Genomic DNA, 16,288 nt, shown 5'->3' with positions numbered 1-16,288 from the left:
CTTGTCAACCTAGTCTGTGCAATTCTTGATTCGTTCTGTTAAGCTGAAGGAAGATAGACACTTTTGCTTGGATAAGAGGAGGATGACCAATGAAGAAAATCATCAATCGCCCAGAGGATGTTGTCCTGGAAATGTGCCACGGGCTGGTATTGGCGCACCCGGAGCTCGAGTTATTGAAAAAGTATAAAGTGATCAAAAAGAAACGACCGCAAACGGATAAGGTGACGCTGATCAGCGGGGGCGGGAGCGGGCATGAGCCTTCGCATGCCGGTTTTGTCGGGGAAGGCATGCTGGATGCCGCGGTATGCGGTGATATGTTTGCTTCCCCTTCCCAAATCCAGGTGTATCAAGCGATCAAGGAGACAGCTGGTGAGAAGGGTACATTGCTCATCATCAAAAATTACAGCGGGGATATCATGAACTTCAAGAATGCAGCTCACCTGGCCAAGGAAGATGGACTGGAAGTGGATTATGTGAAGGTCGATGATGATATCGCGGTTGAGGATAGTTTATATACGGTCGGGAGGCGAGGTGTTGCCGGTGTCGTCCTTGTACATAAGATTGCCGGTGCAGCAGCAGCCGAGGGGCGCGACCTGCAGCAAGTGAAAGCCGCTGCCGAGAAGGCTGTTTCGCGGACACGCAGTATCGGCGTAGCCTTGACATCCTGCACCCTGCCTGGAGGCGAACCGACTTTCGAACTGGCAGAGGATGAGATGGAATACGGTGTGGGTATTCATGGGGAACCAGGGATAAGACGTGAAAAAGTACTGACAGCGGATGAATTGGCGAAACGTATGGTAGATGACTTACTGAAAGAAGGAGAGCCGGAAGAAGACGCGGCATTGCTGATCAATGGATTCGGCGGGACGCCATTGCAGGAGCTGTATCTGTTCAATCAGTCAGTCAATCGGGAACTGGCAGAGCGTCATATAAAAATAAACCGCATATTCGTCGGCAATTATATGACGAGCATCGATATGTCCGGTGTTTCGGTGACGATCATGTCACTTGATGAGGAGCTGCGCACGCTGCTTTCCAGCCATTCGGATACACCTGCTTTCAAGATCGACGGACCGGTCGAGCAGCCGCCATTTGAAGAGCGGGAAGAATCAGCGGAGGATGCGGTTGCTTCTTTCCGGGTGGAAACGGACAGTTCGTATGCACAAGTAAAAGAAGATTCCATCACGCTGGAAAATATCATCTACTTAGTCGATAAAATGAGTGAAATCATCATTGAGAATGAAGCGGCTTTCAATAAGCTGGATACACACGCGGGAGATGGCGATTTCGGAAATAGTGTGGCAAAAGGCTTCCGTCAATTGAAACGGGAGTGGAAGCAGATTCTCAGTCAAGATGATCTGACAATTGCACGCTTCCTCGACGACGCTTCCATGGTGATCATGGAGCATTGCGGGGGTGCTTCAGGTCCGATTTGGGGCGGAGCGTTCCGAGCTGCGGGTAAAGCGGCAGAAGGGAAAAACGAGCTTTCTGTACCAGCATTCGCTGATACGCTGCAGCGTATCGTCACGGCAATTCAGGATATCGGGGAACGTTCCTTCGGCCGCGGTGCGGAAGTTGGCGATAAGACATTGATCGATGCCCTCGCTCCATGTGCAGACAGCTGGCAGCAGAGTGCCGCAGCAGGTGAAGACGTGAAGGCTGCTTTCCGGAAGGGGGCGGATGCTGCGGTGAACGGAGCTGAAAAGACAAAGGAAATCGTTGCCCGGATGGGACGCGCCGGTACGGTAGGGGAGCGCAGCCTTGGCTATCCGGATGCCGGGGCGCATGCTCTGGGAGTCATCTTTACCAAGTTGGCGGAAAGTCTGGAATGATGGATAAACAGTCAAATTGGAAGAACCGAGATAAATGGAGATTAGAATAGGGCCGTGGAGAAAGTTCCACAGCCTTTTACATACGTCAGAATCAGTCATTCCCGGCAACATCTTTGCAGCATTTTAATTCAGAAGGAACTCTGGTCATTCGAGTTGCTGAAGCCCCTCATGGAAGGGCTTTTGGATTGACCTTATATCATTTGAGGAAGTTCTTTTAAAAATAGATGTCTATTATCATCAGTTGTCAAGTTCACCCTAGAAAAATTAATCCATTTAGTATGTTCGTTTTTAATTCCGAGATCAGCAAGAGTTCGATTTATGAAAACACCTTGAATAGCATTCCCTGCTTCATTTTCAAGATACTCTTTTTCCGATGTAGAAGTGGTGATGACGGTTGTTTTTCTTATGTTGGTCAATAATCCAGTCAAAGCACCTGTTTCTTTATTTTCTAAGATAGCAAAACCCGATAGCATTACTTTATCGATGAAACCTTTTAATATGGCTGGTAAATCCCACCACCAAACAGGAAAAATAAAAATCAACTCAGTTGCTTGGTTTAGTAGTTTTTGATATTGCTTAACTAATTCGTATGGCGTTTCACCCTTATTAAAAAACTTTAATTCTTCTGCGGTAAATGCTGGATTAAATTCATCTTTATACAGATCTATCACTTGGAATGTTTCTTTCTTTGATTCTAAATCTTTTGTGATCGAAGTTAAAATTGCATGGTTAAAGCTACCTTCCCAGGGGTGTGCATAAATAATTGTTTTCATTTCCTATTCCTCCTATATTGTGTTCTTTATATCTGCATTCATTTTATTTCGGGTTTTGACTCTAAACAAGTATGGTAATGAAAGTGCGATACTAACCAAAAGGAGAGTGTGAAATGGATATACGATCATTCGGATATAATGGGGATTTGAAAAATACTGGATTTGGATACACTTTGTCATTGATAGGTGGAAAATATAAAATGATAATTTTATATACCCTATATACAAGTAATGGACCGATTCGTTACAACGAGTTAAAACGTGTGATTGATAAAATCTCATATAAATCCTTGACCAATACGTTAAAGGAATTAGAAAAGGATCAATTGATAGTTAGAAAAGAATATGCGCAAGTTCCTCCAAAAGTAGAATATAGTTTATCAGAACAAGGAAAATCATTGATTCCTGTATTAGATGCGATTTGTTATTGGGGTGAAAAGCAATTGGAAGATAGAAAAATTAACTGAATAAATAATATATCGATACTAAATCATGGTGGGGTATGAATTATATCAGCATTTCTATTTTTAGTTGTTATATTCTGATTATACAATCAAGGAAGGAGTGTTTTATTTGATAGAAGGATTATATGAAGCACATCTGCCAGTAAGTGATTTAAAGGAATCCATTGCATTCTATGAGGGACTGGGACTCGAACTCTCCCATATCCATGAGGATAGATTGGCATTCTTTTGGATAAAAAAGGGCCACAGCTGGCTTGGTCTCTGGGAATCGGACAAGGCAGAGCTTGATTATCATCCATCGATCAGGCATGTCGCATTTCAAGTAAGCTTGGAGAATCTGAAACGTGCCTCGGAGTGGTTGAGGGAAAGAGGATATCGGCCAAGGGAGGCGTTTGGCTTCGGCCCTCATGAGCCTTTTGTGATGGCACATGATGGAATGGCACATGCGAAGATTCATTTCAATGATTTGGATGGGAATAGTCTGGAGCTTATCTCGAAGATGGAAAATCCCAACAATGTAACAGCAAGGATGTATTTGAGTGAATGGGAGAAAGACAATGCCTAGGGCAGGTACCGGGGAAAAGGCGGGATGGCCATTATTTGACGAATCAGCTGGCAGAAGCTCTATGCCAATTCTCCAAGCACCTATGGCATATGGCAGGAGGCAGGACGAAAACGTATCCGAAGCAGGCGGCTCAAGTGTTATCTGGAAGCTGACAGAACCTGCCATCAATCCCCCTTTAGTATCAGCTTATTATTCCGGCACGTTGAAAATCTGCAGCAGCGCAAGACAATGCTGGAGAAACAATGTATTTATGATGCGGGCAGCACCCAAATTCCGAAAGAGCCATCACTATTCAGGAACAGAAGCATAAACTAGTGGACGAAGCATAAATAAGATTACGGATGATAGGTGATAGTCTTGGAAAAATGGTTGGAATGGGCCAGGAGGATACAGGCAATTTCCCAGGCAGGGCTGCATTTTTCAAAGGATGTATTCAATCGGGAGAGATACGAGGAGCTGCAGCAGCTCAGCGCGGAAATCATTGCTGATTATAGTGTGCAGTCAAAAGAACAAGTCAGGGGGATGCTCGCAGCCGAAAAAGGTTATCCCACACCTAAGCTGGATATACGAGGAGTCGTGTTCCGGGATGGAAAACTGCTGTTGGTGAAGGAGAAGATGGACGATCGCTGGTCGCTGCCTGGCGGATTTTGTGAGGTGGGATTATCGGCTGGTGAAAATGCGGTAAAGGAAATCAAAGAGGAGTCTGGATACGACGTGATGCCAAAGAAACTTTTAGCAGTGCTGGATTCAGATAAACATACCGACAAACCGCAAATGTTCCATTACTACAAAATCTTCCTGCAATGCGAGATTGTCGGCGGGGGAGCGCAGGGAAGCGCGGAGACAAGCGAAGTCGGATTCTTTGACGAAACCAAGCTCCCGCCATTGTCGCTGAAAAGAAATACGGAGGCGCAGGTTCAAATGCTGTTTGGATTTCTGCGTAACCCTGACAAACTGAGCGTGTTTGATTAGACTGGATTTTGTCTGTGAAAATGAGGATCAGGGGTGTAAATATAACTACCATCATTTATGTGATAAGGCATGGCGAATCTCCCAAGGAAGGTAATCAAAGAACGAGAGCTTTGACTGATAAAGGTAGGCGGGATGCTTTAAAGGTTGCCAAATCCTTGAAGGGTGATGGGATGGAACTTTTTGTTTCCAGTCCATACACACGTGCAGTTGAAACAATCCGTTGCTTGGCGGAATATGCGGAAAAAGAAGTGGATGAAATCGAGGATCTGCGGGAACGCGTCTTTGCTCCGAGTGATACGCGGATCTTCGATAAGGAATTATCTCCTTCGTTAAAGGAATCTTTTGCCGACCCAAACTCCTCCTTTCCAGGAGGCGAGTCGAATGCAGACTGTCAAAAAAGGGCTTATGGCAGTATGGAGGATTTACTGAGAATCTATCAGGGATCTAAAAATAGGTACACATGGCGCTGTCACGACACTGATGATGGGCTATTATGATAGTCGGTATGGTTTGGATTTTTTATTACAATCAACTAAGCCAGATATATAATGAAATTCGAAGGTCGGGAATTGATGGGGATAGAAAGAGTGTGGAGCTGATCCGGGAAAAATGGTAAGGGTACATAAAAAGCAACCTGCACGTGCAGGTTGCTTTTCTTATAATGTAATCCTGGCATTCTCCTCCGCACCGACTGGAAAGAAGCAAGCTACTTCCTGTCCAGGAACACCGCGTTCTTCCGGGGCGGGTATGTTGGTTTTGCAGAATTCCGTCGCTTTCGGGCAGCGGGTATGGAACACGCAGCCGGATGGCGGGTTGGCAGGGGAAGGCAGTTCGCCTTTCAACACAATGCGTTCCCGTGCCCGTTCTTTATCGGGATCCGGCAAAGGCACAGCAGATAGCAGCGCATTTGTATAGGGATGCTGTGCATGCGTCTGGAATGTTTCGCGATTGGATTTTTCCATCACTTTGCCTAGATACATGACAGCGACGCGGTCAGCGATATGATTGATCACGGAAAGATCGTGTGCAATGAAGACATAGGTCAAATCCAATTTCTTCTGAAGATCCTGGAATAAATTGATGACCTGGGCCTGGACGGATACATCCAGTGCACTGACAGGCTCGTCGCAGACAATCAGCTTTGGCTCCAGGGCGATGGCGCGGGCGATTCCGATCCGCTGGCGCTGCCCGCCGGAGAATTCATGCGGCAGCCGGTGATAATGATCATCGGGATTCAATCCGACGAGCTCCATCAGCTCTTTTACCCGGGATTCCAGATTTTTTGTCTTTTTGTACGCCTTCAGCGGAGCGGCAATGCTTTCGCTCACTTTCATGCGCGGATTCAGGCTGGTATATGGATCCTGGAAAACCATTTGCATATTGCGGCGCAGCTCGTAAAGCTCCTTGGAAGACGCATCTGTATACGTTTTTCCGTTAAAGAGGATATCGCCGGAAGTGGGCTTTTGCAATCCGACGATGCTTCTGGCAAGTGTGCTTTTCCCGCAGCCTGATTCCCCTACAATCCCCAAGGTTTCTCCTTTATTGACAGTCAAATCGATACCATTCAAAGCCTTCACATGACCTGTCGTTTTCTGCAGGACTCCATTCTTGATCGGGAAATGGACGTGTAAATCCTTGATTTCCAATAATGCGGTCAAGATAGCAGCACTCCTTTCTGCTCTGCTACAGCTTGTTTTTCTTCATCGAATTGCGGCTTGCTGAGAACACAAGCGGCCCAGTGGTCTGTTCCGCGTTCTATGAGCGCAGGATCGGTTTGCAGACAAGCATCCCGTGCGAATGGGCATCGGGGATGGAAATTGCATCCTTTTGGCGGATGAATCAGATTAGGCGGATTCCCCTCGATATGCAGCAGCCGTTCGGAACCTGCCGCATCCAGTCTTGGAATCGAGCGCAGCAGCGACCATGTATATGGCATGGCCGTATCATAAAAAATATTTGCTGTACTGCCGGACTCGACGATTTTGCCGGCATACATGACAAGGATCCGATCTGCCAGATTTGCCACGACTCCAAGATCATGGGTAATCATGATGATGGCTGTTCCATATTTCTTTTGGATGTTTTTCAATAGTTCAATGATCTGGGCTTGGATCGTCACATCCAATGCTGTTGTCGGTTCATCCGCGATGAGCAGCTTCGGTCTGGCGGCGAGTGCAATGGCAATCAGGACGCGCTGGCGCATCCCTCCGGAAAATTGATGCGGATAATTATGCATCCGGCGTTCCGGGTCTGGGATACCGACATCTGCCAGCAGTTCGAGCGCTTTTTGGCGCGCTTCTTTTTTGGGAAGCTTTTGATGGGTCTGGATGGCTTCCATCAGCTGTCTGCCGATTTTGAAAACGGGATTCAGGCTCGACATCGGATCTTGGAAAATCATCGCGATTTCTTTCCCGCGCAGGTTGCGCAGGCGCTTTTTATCCATTGTCAGGATGTTTTCTCCTTCGAAGAGGATTTCTCCTTCAGGGTAGGTGGCTGGTGGTTCAGGGTTCAGCTTTGTCAGTGAATGAGCAAGGACGCTTTTTCCGCTGCCCGATTCCCCGACGATGCCGATGGTCTGCCCAGCTTCCAGCCGGAATGATACACCATCAACCGCTTTGACGAGGCCGGCTGGTGTATCCAGGTGGACATGCAGATTCTTTACTTCTAGCATAATGTAACCTCCTCTAGGCAGCTGGTGCTGTTTGTTTTGGTTTCCGTTTCCGCTTTCTCTTGATGCTATGCGGATCGAAGGCATCCCGGAGTCCGTCGCCAAGTATGTTCAGCGACAAGACGGTAATCACGATTGCGATGCCAGGGAAAATCGAGAACCAGGGAGCGATCGTAATATAAATCTGTGATTCCTGCAGCATATTTCCCCAAGTCGGCGTGGATGGATTGACACCGACACCGAGAAAGCTGAGTGCAGCTTCTGCTAGTATGGCTTTGGCAAAAATGAATGTACTTTGCACAATGATGGGGGAGAGTACATTCGGCAGTATATATTTAAATAAAATGACGATATTTCCAGTCCCTGTTGTCCGCGCTGCTTCGATATATTGTGCGTTGTTGATTTGCAGTACGGCAGAGCGGACCACTCGTGACATGACCGGGAAGAAAGCAATCGTCAGGGCGATGACGATATTCGTGATGCTTCCGCCAAGCGCCGCTACGAGCGCCAATGCCAAAAGCAGGGCAGGAAAAGCGAGAAATCCGTCCACAATCCGCATCAGGATAAAATCCGTTTTACGGAAATAGCCGGATACAAGACCGATCAATGTACCGATGACTGTCGCTATGATGGCTACAATGACACCGACAGCTAAAGACACACGGGCGGCGACGACCACGCGGGCAAAAATGTCACGGCCGAAATCATCGGTGCCGAACCAATGAGCGCCAGATGGTGCAAGCAGTCGCTGGTTGGCATCCATTGCCGCAGGGGAGACCGGCAGCCACCAATTGGCGGTGATCGTTGCCAAGGCAATCAATAAGAAAATCGTCAGGGCGATAATGTTTCGTTTCTTGGACATCATCGTTTATGTACCTCCTTTGGCTTCAGTCATAGCGGATCCTTGGATCCAGGAATGCATACAAGAGATCGACGACAAGGTTGACTAACACATAGATAGCAGCAATGAATAGCACGACACCTTGAATCACTGGATAATCCCGTCGGTGAATCGAATCGATCAGCAGCTGTCCGATTCCTGGGATGGTGAACAGCGTTTCGATGATGACCGTTCCGCCGAGCAGTCCCGCAACAGTGGCACCAAGGACAGTCGTTGTCGGGATGAGTGCATTGGCGAAAACATGTTTCATCAATACATCGCGTTCACGGACGCCTTTTGCCCGTGCCGTCTTTGTATAATCCTGGTTCACGGAATCCAGCATGCTGTCCCGGAGCATTCTTGCGATGATGCCGATTTCTACAAGCGCAAGCACAAAAGCAGGCAGAAGCAAATGATAAAGCCAGGCTCCGAAACCTTCAGAAAGTGGGATATAACCGGCGACCGGGAATATCGGGAACGTCACCCCAAACGCCAGCACAAGCAAGATGGCGAGCCAGAATTCCGGAACCGACACACCGAGCAGGGATGCGTTTGTGAATAATGGATCCAGGATCGTCTTGTGTAAAGATACAATCAGGATCGCAATCGGAATGGAGATGACCAAGATAAAGAGCAGGGACAAGGCCATCAAACTGAAAGTGGGGCCAAAATTGGCAAAAATCAGTTCCGTGACCGGCTGGGAGGAATACACACTTGTTCCAAGGTCGCCAGTGATGACTTGTTTGAGCCAGTCGAAAAATTGTATGTACAGTGGCTCATTCAGGCCAAGCTGTTCTTCCAGCTGCGCGACGGCTTCAGGTGAGGCATCTTCACCAAGGATGATGAAAGCCGGATTGCCAGGTGTCAGGTGAACGAGCAGGAATACGATGATACTGACCACGAGCATGACAGGTATGACAGACAGCAGCCTGCGGATTGTATAGTTAAGCACAAGCGTCACTCCTTTATTTGGAAATGGAAGAAAATCGCCAGCGGTAACGCAGGCGATTTTCTCGGGGCATTACTGGGATTTCCATGTATTCCAAAAGCGCGGACCATACCAATCTTCATAATCCTGCAGCTTGGAAGTACGTGCATCCAAAGTGGAAAGGTTGCTTACTTTTTCGAATGGAAGCTCATCATAGATTGTCTTGTTCAATTCAGCAAGGATTTCTTTTTGGGCTGCTTCATCTTCTGCCTCGCCCCATTGTGCGACAAGCTCCTGCCAGCGTTCGCTGTTATACCAGCCGCTGCTGTTGGAATCCTGGCTCACCATTCCGGCTTGGTTTGGCGAGAAGAACGGAGACCAGCCAACCACTACCATATCCCAGTTAGCACCATCGCTCCATTTTTCCAAGTAAGTTGCCCATTCATAGGACTCGAGCTCGACATTGAAACCGACCGCTTCCAGCTGCTGCTCGGCAATCTCCGCGATTTTCTTATACTCTGCATGGTCATTGGAGAAGATGATTTTCACTGGCTGCCCATCATAAGAGCTGTCCTCCAGCAGCTTTTTCGCCTCATCCGGATCATAGGCCTCGAAGTCATCGATGTTTTGATCTGAGTAAAGAGCTGTTTGATCCGGAGTGAACAAGGCACCATCCAGATTGTAGAATTCACTGTTGCTATAAGTTGCCTTGGCGATGGCTTCTTTATCAAGCGCGGCATGAAGTGCTTCGCGGACTTTGATATCATCAAATGGCGCTTCGGATTTATCCGGTGTGATGACGGAATAGCCATTGCTTGAGATGGCAGGTTCGACGTTCGGTGTCGTATCGACTACATCATACAAATCAAGCGGAATGGACTGTACATAATCATATAAATCTGTCTTCAATCCATTGAGCATGACTTGAGGGTCTTTGACGATCTTGAAATGAATCGTATCCAGATAAGCTGTCTTCTTACCTGTCAAACCGCCCCAGTCTTCCTCTTTACGAGATTGATAATCTTTGAATTTGGAAAGGACGATTTCATTTCCGCGCTTCCAGGAATCGAATTTGAAGGGACCTGTACCGATCAGCTGTTCATTTGTCAGCGGCTGTTCACCAGCGGCTTCTGCTATGTCGGCAGGAATGATGACAGCAGATGCTTTCGGAGCAGCCAGATCGGTGAGCAAAGCGGCATACGGGTCTTTCAGCGTGATGACCAATGTCAAGTCATCTGTTGCTTCGACAGCATCCACATGTGTTGCTGTGATCTTACCGACGGAAGAGACCTTGAGCCAGCGTTCGATCGATGCTTTGGCATCCTCAGCAGTCACGTCCTGGCCGTTGTGGAATTTCAGTCCATCACGCAGGGTGATCGTGTATGTTTTCTTGTCATCGCTGACGGTATAGTCGTCGGCTAGTAAAGGACGAGCCTGGTAATCCTTATCGAGGGCGAACAGGCCTTCATAGATATGCCAGCCTATTTTTCTCGCAGCGCTTTCACCGGAATACATCCAGTCCAGTGTGTCGGGATCCGCTGTCATGGCAACGTTCAAGTCGCCGCCTTCCACGGGTTCTCCGCCGCTTGCGCCGGAACTGCTGCTGGAATTGCCGGAGCATCCGAACAGTGCGATGGTAGCCGCCAAGCCTAATGATATAAGTGCAAATCTCTTCTTCAAGACATTTCCTCCTTAGCTTCCCAATAACGAGAATACGATTTTCGTGAACGCTTTTTCGGTGATGAGCAATGCGCGCTCATCGATGTCGAATTTCGGATGATGATGCGGATAGTGTGTGCCTGTATCCTCGTTGCGGGAGCCAACTTTAAAAAAGCTGCCGGGTTTTTCCTGCAGGTAATAAGCGAAATCTTCCGCTCCCATCCCGGTTTCAAGCTCTATTACCTGTTCTTCGCCGAATTGCTCGGAGAACAGCCTCTGCAAAAGAGCAGTCTCCTCAGGATGATTATAAAGCGCAGGATAGCCGTGCAGGTAATCGATGGAATAGGTTGCGCCGAATCCGCTCGTGATCCCCGAAACGATTGCTTCTATCTGCTGTCTGACCTGCTTGCGGATGTCGGCATTGAATGTCCGGACCGTGCCTTCCAATTTGGCTGTATCCGGAATGACATTGAACGCATTGCCGGACTGGAAGACACCCAGTGTCACAACCGCGGATTCCAGCGGGCTGACTCTGCGGCTGACAATCTTCTGCAAGGCGCTTACGATATCACTGCCGATGACGATTGGATCGACAGCTTCCTGAGGAGCGGCGCCATGCCCCCCTTTTCCTTGGATGGTGATCGAAAATTTATCCACTGCGGCCATTTTGAATCCTTCGCCGACACCGATTTTCCCGACAGGGGCAGCAGAGTTAAGATGTGCGCCGTAGACATAATCGACGCCGTCGAGTGCTCCATCTTCAATCATCGCCTTGGCACCGCCGGGCGGTACTTCCTCAGCAGGCTGGAACAGGAAGACGACTTTGCCTTTCAGGCTGTCCTTATGCTTGATCAATGCTTTGGCAGTCCCGAGCAGTGCAGCCGTATGACCGTCATGCCCGCAAGCATGCATCACACCAGGTATCTGGGAGCGATAGGCTGTTTCTTTCTCGTCCTCTATCGGCAGGGCATCGAAATCAGCCCTGAGGGCAATCGTCGGCCCAGTCTCTTTCCCTGACAGCGCTGCGACAATGCCGTAGCCGCCGATATTTGTCTGGATATCCTCATATCCGAAGCTGTGCAGCTTATCAGCGATGAAACGGGCTGTTTCTGTCTCTTGAAAACTCAATTCAGGATGCTGATGCAGATATCGTCTCCATTCGACGACTTCTGCGAAATCCTGTTCCAATTCCTTATGTACCTCCGCAAGGGTCTGCTTTGTGGTCTCCATCCTATAGCCTCCTGTAATAATCTTGATATCTCCAATGAAATTAATCGGATTTTGTCTTAAAAAAAGGCCCCTTCCACAAGAAGAGGGCCATTTTTCAAGCTTCCGCTCTTCTTATCTTCAGTGTCAAACACCTGGAATTAGCACAGTACTGCGGCTTGCAGCCTGTTGCTTTGGTTTCTTAGGGCCATTCCCTCCACCAATCTGGATAAGAAATATCAGTTGTAAGGAAAAGGATAGACCGAAAAGTACTGGGTGTCAATCCTATTTTTTTACTTTGACTGCCATCAAAAACGGCTTTGCCTAAAAAAATCAACAGAAATAATTGTATTTGATGGAAAATTATCAAAAATATCTTGACTGGATTTTCCTGTATGTTAACATGGCTATAATATAAAAAATGAATAGTGATTTTTCTTATCAAGAGAGACGGAGGGAATTGGCCCTATGATGTCTCAGCAACCAGTCTGTCCAGACACGGTGCTAATTCCAAAAGGTATCCGCCTTAAAGATAAGAAGCTGATTCGGTTATGACTGGACCTTCTTCCTTTTTGGGGAGAAGGTTCTTTTTTTTATATAGAAGGGTGAGAATCGATATGGGAAGTAGCTTAGAGACAACATTTGTACAGATAGGAAACCGAAGTGATGAAGTGACAGGTGCTGTCAATCCGCCGGTTTATCTTTCCACTGCTTATGCACATGGCGGAATCGGGGAATCGACTGGTTATGATTATACCCGGACGAAGAACCCGACTCGGGCTGTTCTGGAGGAAGGATTCGCAAAGCTTGAAAAAGGTGACCGGGCTTTTGCCTGCAGCTCGGGCATGGCAGCGATCCAACTCGTATTATCACTTTTCCGATCCGGAGACTCCCTGCTCGTGCCGGAGGATATTTATGGCGGCACCTATCGACTGTTCGATTTCTATTCGGAATCATACGGAGTGACGCCGATTTACGCTCCATTTCGGACAGTGGGAGAAACAGCAGCGATGATTACGGATGAGACAAAAGCGATCTTCCTGGAGACACCTACAAATCCACTGATGCAGGAAATCGATATGGATGCATATGCGCAACTGGCGAAAGCACACGGTCTGTTGCTGATTGTCGACAATACATTCCTGACGCCTTATCTCCAGCAGCCAATTACACATGGGGCAGATATCGTCATCCATAGTGCGACGAAATATATCGGCGGACATAATGATGTACTGGCTGGACTGGTCGTGAGTAAGGGCGTAGAGCTGTCAGAGCGCCTGTCTGTACTCCATAACGGCATCGGTGCCGTGTTATCCCCGCTCGATTCCTGGCTTCTCATCCGTGGCTTGAAGACGCTGCCGCTCCGAATGCGGCAGCATCAAACCAATGCCAAGCGCATCGCGGCATATTTGAAAGAGCAGCCAAAGGTGGAGGATGTCCTATACGCAGGCAAGGGCGGCATGCTTTCTTTCCGGGTCAAGGACAGTAAATGGGTCGATCCGTTCCTGCGCAGCCTGAAGACCATTACATTTGCAGAAAGCCTTGGCGGAGTGGAGAGTTTCATTACATATCCAACGACACAGACCCATGCCGATATCCCTCTTGAAGAAAGGGAAGCCAGGGGAATATGCGATCGGCTGCTCCGTTTCTCGGTCGGGATCGAAGAAGCGGATGATTTGATCGGAGATTTGCAGCAAGCATTCCAAAGAGTGGATCAGGAGGTCATCTTATGAGCGAACAGCATTTGGAAACGGCGTGTATCCAAGGCCGGCATAAGGAACAGCGGACAGGTGCGGTGAACGTGCCGATTTATCTTTCCTCCACTTACCATCAGGAAGGCTTCGATGCTTTCGGTCCGTTCGACTATAGCCGTTCCGGCAATCCGACACGGGAAGCGCTCGAGCAAAAGGCGGCAGAACTTGAGGGAGGGACATGTGCTTTCGCTTTTTCATCGGGCATGGCAGCGATATCTTCTGCATTCATGCTGCTGTCTGCGGGCGATCATGTGGTAGTGACCGAAGATGTGTATGGCGGTACGTACCGTTTTGTGACAGAGATCCTTCCTAAGTTCCAGATCAGCCATTCCTTTGTGGATCTAACCGATCTGGATGCGGTTGAAGCGGCCATCCAGCCAAACACGAAGGTCATTTATCTGGAATCACCCTCCAATCCTCGTTTGAAGGTGACGGATATCCGTGCGGTTGTACGGTTGGCCAAGCAGAATGGGTGCTTGACTTTTTTGGATAATACGTTTTTGACGCCATTGTATCAGCAGCCGCTTTCACTCGGTGTGGATGTAGCCATCCATAGTGCGACCAAGTTCCTTTCCGGGCATAGCGATATCATCGCCGGGCTCCTGATCACCAGGGACAACGATCTGGGAGAGCGGCTTGCCTTCATCCAGAATACATTCGGGGCCATCCTTGGTGCCCAGGATAGCTATTTGCTGCTCCAAGGCATCAAGACGCTGGGAGCAAGGCTGCGTCAGTCGACGGAGACAGCGGGAAGGATAGCATCCTACTTGCTGGAGCATCCGCTTGTGGAAGATGTCTTCTACCCGGGTTTGCCAACCCATAAAGGCCGCGATATACATACCGGGCAAGCCAGCGGGAACGGAGCGGTATTATCTTTCATCCTGCCGAGCAGGGAGCATGCGAAGGTATTCGTTGAACAGCTTCGCATTCCGGTTTTCGCCGTCAGTCTTGGCGCGGTGGAATCCATCCTCTCGTATCCTGCTGCGATGTCGCATGCGGCCATGCCGGAGGATGAGCGGAGAAAACGCGGCATCACAGATGGCCTCTTGCGTTTATCTGTCGGTTTGGAGCATGCAGAAGATCTTATCGGGGATCTGCACCAGGCTTTGGAGGCTGCTGGGCGATCAACAGAGATAGTGAAAAATTAAAATGGGAGAGATGAACATGACAATCAAGACAAAAACGGCACCATTCAGAGCAGATCACGTAGGGAGCTTGCTTCGTCCCGATGTACTGCACAAAGCAAGACAGCAATTCAACAATGGACAAATCACCAAACAAGAGCTGCGGGAAATCGAGACATCGGAAATCAAAAGAATTGTCGACAAACAGATTGAAGTCGGACTGGAACTGGTGACGGACGGGGAATTCCGGAGAAGATTCTGGCACACTGATTTTCTCGAACACCTTAATGGAATCACGGGGTATGTCCCGGAGACAGGTTATCTGTTCAAGGGCGAGGAAACAGAACGCTATAACATAAAAAATACAGGCAAAGTATCGTTCAATCCAGATCATCCATTCCTTGAGGATTATAAAGTATTCCAAGATATCGTCGCTGGCAGGGCAGTAGCCAAACAGACGATTCCAAGTCCGAATCAGCTCTTCCATACAGATATTCGAGATCATTCGATTTATCCGGATATCGAGGACTTCGCAGCTGATGTCATCCAGGCATACAGAGATGCCATCCAGGCATTCTATGACGCAGGTGTACGCTATTTGCAGCTCGATGATGTGTATATTGCCACATTATCTTCTCCTGATACGAAATTCGATGGGGAGCACTCCCGTGAATTCTTGATCGATCTGGCACGCCGTGTCATCAATGGTGTGTTGGAAGGAAAGCCGGAGGATCTTACCGTGACAACGCATCTCTGTCGCGGAAATTACCGCTCCACGTATATGTTCGGAGGCAGCTATGATTTGATTGCCCAGGACTTATTGGCAAAAGAGAAGGTGGATGGTTTCTTCCTGGAATACGATGACGAACGATCCGGAACATTCGAACCACTGAAGTATATTCCAAAAGATGGTCCAAGAGTCGTATTGGGCGTGGTGACTTCCAAGTTCGGGGAATTGGAGGATAAGGAAGCAGTGATCAACCGGATTAAAGAAGCGACGAAATATATCCCGCTTGATCAAATCTGTCTCAGTCCCCAATGCGGTTTTGCTTCCACGCATCACGGCAACAAATTGACAGAAGAAGAGCAATGGGAAAAACTGCGCTTCATCGTTGATGTAGCGAAGACTGTTTGGCCGAACCAATGAGAAAAAGCCGTCATTTTTGACGGCTTTTTTTATTCTATATCCTTTATATGTTTTGCCGGATTGCCAGCCACAATCGTATTCGCCGGCACATCTTTCGTTACGACAGACCCTGCTGCCACGATGGAGTTCTCACCGATTGTGACACAGGCAAGTATCGTACAGCTTCCGCTTATCCAGACATCATTCCCTATCGTGACAGGAATGGAAATTCCTTTTTGCCCTCCCTGTTGGCTGGATGGAATGACCAGCGGTATAAATCCCGACATTAGGTCGAAATGATAACCCATTGGGAAAAAGAGTAATATATCCTAGTATG

General features: G+C 48.2%; 16 protein-coding genes, 1 pseudogene and 2 riboswitches. Of the genes and pseudogenes, 9 read left to right on the top strand and 8 right to left on the bottom strand.

Going from position 1 to position 16,288, the window contains the following annotated elements; translation table 11 throughout:
• Positions 1–89 precede the first annotated feature (89 nt).
• Positions 90–1,832, top strand: a complete 1,743-nt coding sequence (gene dhaK / locus CHH53_RS14430) for a dihydroxyacetone kinase subunit DhaK (protein WP_095216836.1) — start codon at positions 90–92, stop codon at positions 1,830–1,832.
• A 191-nt stretch (positions 1,833–2,023) separates the two neighbouring features.
• On the opposite strand, the gene CHH53_RS14425 is transcribed toward dhaK, so the two are convergent.
• Positions 2,024–2,605, bottom strand: coding sequence for an NAD(P)H-dependent oxidoreductase (locus CHH53_RS14425; protein ID WP_095216835.1), 582 nt, complete (start codon positions 2,603–2,605; stop codon positions 2,024–2,026).
• Between the two features lie 113 nt (positions 2,606–2,718).
• Here CHH53_RS14425 and CHH53_RS14420 point away from each other — a divergent pair, with 113 nt between their 5' ends.
• The 5 genes and pseudogenes from CHH53_RS14420 (at position 2,719) to CHH53_RS14400 (ending at position 5,205) form a co-directional block, all read left to right on the top strand.
• Entirely contained in the window at positions 2,719–3,072 is a 354-nt protein-coding gene (locus CHH53_RS14420; protein WP_095216834.1) for a winged helix-turn-helix transcriptional regulator, read from the top strand.
• A 106-nt stretch (positions 3,073–3,178) separates the two neighbouring features.
• A complete protein-coding gene (locus tag CHH53_RS14415) occupies positions 3,179–3,634 on the top strand; it encodes a VOC family protein (protein WP_095216833.1) in 456 nt (151 codons plus the stop codon).
• Entirely contained in the window at positions 3,613–3,786 is a 174-nt protein-coding gene (locus CHH53_RS17425; protein ID WP_158221573.1) for a hypothetical protein, read from the top strand. The genes CHH53_RS14415 and CHH53_RS17425 overlap by 22 nt, the downstream gene beginning before the upstream one ends.
• Before the next feature lie 205 nt (positions 3,787–3,991).
• Positions 3,992–4,606, top strand: a complete 615-nt coding sequence (locus tag CHH53_RS14405; protein ID WP_369819895.1) for an NUDIX hydrolase — start codon at positions 3,992–3,994, stop codon at positions 4,604–4,606.
• Positions 4,607–4,626: 20 nt separating this feature from the next.
• Positions 4,627–5,205: pseudogene (locus tag CHH53_RS14400) on the top strand (histidine phosphatase family protein).
• A 57-nt stretch (positions 5,206–5,262) separates the two neighbouring features.
• On the opposite strand, the gene CHH53_RS14395 reads toward CHH53_RS14400, so the two are convergent.
• The 6 genes from CHH53_RS14395 to CHH53_RS14370 all read right to left on the bottom strand — a co-directional run bounded on the left by CHH53_RS14395 (position 5,263) and on the right by CHH53_RS14370 (position 11,971).
• Positions 5,263–6,267, bottom strand: a complete 1,005-nt coding sequence (locus CHH53_RS14395; protein WP_095216830.1) for an ABC transporter ATP-binding protein — start codon at positions 6,265–6,267, stop codon at positions 5,263–5,265.
• A complete protein-coding gene (locus CHH53_RS14390) occupies positions 6,261–7,277 on the bottom strand; it encodes an ABC transporter ATP-binding protein (RefSeq protein ID WP_095216829.1) in 1,017 nt (338 codons plus the stop codon). The genes CHH53_RS14395 and CHH53_RS14390 overlap by 7 nt, the downstream gene beginning before the upstream one ends.
• 13 nt (positions 7,278–7,290) lie before the next feature.
• Complete coding sequence (locus CHH53_RS14385) at positions 7,291–8,139, bottom strand: ABC transporter permease (RefSeq protein ID WP_095216828.1); 849 nt, start codon at positions 8,137–8,139, stop codon at positions 7,291–7,293.
• Between the two features lie 22 nt (positions 8,140–8,161).
• Positions 8,162–9,106, bottom strand: coding sequence for an ABC transporter permease (locus CHH53_RS14380; RefSeq protein WP_095216827.1), 945 nt, complete (start codon positions 9,104–9,106; stop codon positions 8,162–8,164).
• Positions 9,107–9,175: 69 nt separating this feature from the next.
• Positions 9,176–10,762 carry an ABC transporter substrate-binding protein gene (locus CHH53_RS14375; RefSeq protein ID WP_095216826.1) on the bottom strand — a complete coding sequence of 529 codons (1,587 nt, stop codon included), beginning with the start codon at positions 10,760–10,762 and terminating at the stop codon, positions 9,176–9,178.
• A 12-nt stretch (positions 10,763–10,774) separates the two neighbouring features.
• Entirely contained in the window at positions 10,775–11,971 is a 1,197-nt protein-coding gene (locus tag CHH53_RS14370) for a M20 family metallopeptidase (protein WP_095216825.1), read from the bottom strand.
• A gap of 108 nt (positions 11,972–12,079) precedes the next feature.
• A riboswitch (SAM riboswitch) is annotated at positions 12,080–12,183 on the bottom strand.
• Between the two features lie 199 nt (positions 12,184–12,382).
• Positions 12,383–12,486: riboswitch (SAM riboswitch) on the top strand.
• A 78-nt stretch (positions 12,487–12,564) separates the two neighbouring features.
• Between CHH53_RS14370 and CHH53_RS14365 the strand changes: the two genes are divergently transcribed.
• Genes CHH53_RS14365 through CHH53_RS14355 form a run of 3 tightly spaced genes read left to right on the top strand, consistent with a single transcriptional unit; the run spans position 12,565 to position 15,972 of the window.
• Positions 12,565–13,680 carry a methionine biosynthesis PLP-dependent protein gene (locus CHH53_RS14365; protein ID WP_095216824.1) on the top strand — a complete coding sequence of 372 codons (1,116 nt, stop codon included), beginning with the start codon at positions 12,565–12,567 and terminating at the stop codon, positions 13,678–13,680.
• On the top strand, positions 13,677–14,849 hold the full coding sequence (locus CHH53_RS14360) for an aminotransferase class I/II-fold pyridoxal phosphate-dependent enzyme (protein ID WP_095216823.1): 1,173 nt from the start codon (positions 13,677–13,679) through the stop codon (positions 14,847–14,849). Before CHH53_RS14365 ends, CHH53_RS14360 begins: the two co-directional genes overlap by 4 nt.
• Positions 14,850–14,865: 16 nt before the next feature.
• Positions 14,866–15,972 (top strand): 5-methyltetrahydropteroyltriglutamate--homocysteine S-methyltransferase, encoded by a 1,107-nt coding sequence (locus CHH53_RS14355; RefSeq protein ID WP_095216822.1) that lies wholly within the window; start codon positions 14,866–14,868, stop codon positions 15,970–15,972.
• Positions 15,973–16,001: 29 nt separating this feature from the next.
• Here the strand turns inward: CHH53_RS14355 and CHH53_RS14350 are convergent, their stop codons facing one another.
• Complete coding sequence (locus CHH53_RS14350) at positions 16,002–16,238, bottom strand: DapH/DapD/GlmU-related protein (RefSeq protein WP_233135119.1); 237 nt, start codon at positions 16,236–16,238, stop codon at positions 16,002–16,004.
• Positions 16,239–16,288: the final 50 nt, after the last annotated feature.

The organism is Terribacillus sp. 7520-G, assembly GCF_002271665.1.
GTDB lineage: Bacteria > Bacillota > Bacilli > Bacillales > Amphibacillaceae > Terribacillus.
This window is presented reverse-complemented; position numbering and strand designations above follow the sequence as displayed.

What these genes read in the sequence shown, in the direction of transcription:
- CHH53_RS14420 (WP_095216834.1), top strand. Translation starts at nt 2,719, where the DNA reads ATGGATATACGATCATTCGGATATAATGGGGATTTGAAAAATACTGGA.
- CHH53_RS14390 (WP_095216829.1), bottom strand. Translation starts at nt 7,277, where the DNA reads ATGCTAGAAGTAAAGAATCTGCATGTCCACCTGGATACACCAGCCGGC.
- CHH53_RS14360 (WP_095216823.1), top strand. Translation starts at nt 13,677, where the DNA reads ATGAGCGAACAGCATTTGGAAACGGCGTGTATCCAAGGCCGGCATAAG.
- CHH53_RS14425 (WP_095216835.1), bottom strand. Translation starts at nt 2,605, where the DNA reads ATGAAAACAATTATTTATGCACACCCCTGGGAAGGTAGCTTTAACCAT.
- CHH53_RS14370 (WP_095216825.1), bottom strand. Translation starts at nt 11,971, where the DNA reads ATGGAGACCACAAAGCAGACCCTTGCGGAGGTACATAAGGAATTGGAA.
- CHH53_RS14365 (WP_095216824.1), top strand. Translation starts at nt 12,565, where the DNA reads ATGGGAAGTAGCTTAGAGACAACATTTGTACAGATAGGAAACCGAAGT.
- CHH53_RS17425 (WP_158221573.1), top strand. Translation starts at nt 3,613, where the DNA reads ATGGGAGAAAGACAATGCCTAGGGCAGGTACCGGGGAAAAGGCGGGAT.
- CHH53_RS14355 (WP_095216822.1), top strand. Translation starts at nt 14,866, where the DNA reads ATGACAATCAAGACAAAAACGGCACCATTCAGAGCAGATCACGTAGGG.
- CHH53_RS14350 (WP_233135119.1), bottom strand. Translation starts at nt 16,238, where the DNA reads ATGTCGGGATTTATACCGCTGGTCATTCCATCCAGCCAACAGGGAGGG.
- CHH53_RS14385 (WP_095216828.1), bottom strand. Translation starts at nt 8,139, where the DNA reads ATGATGTCCAAGAAACGAAACATTATCGCCCTGACGATTTTCTTATTG.
- dhaK (WP_095216836.1), top strand. Translation starts at nt 90, where the DNA reads ATGAAGAAAATCATCAATCGCCCAGAGGATGTTGTCCTGGAAATGTGC.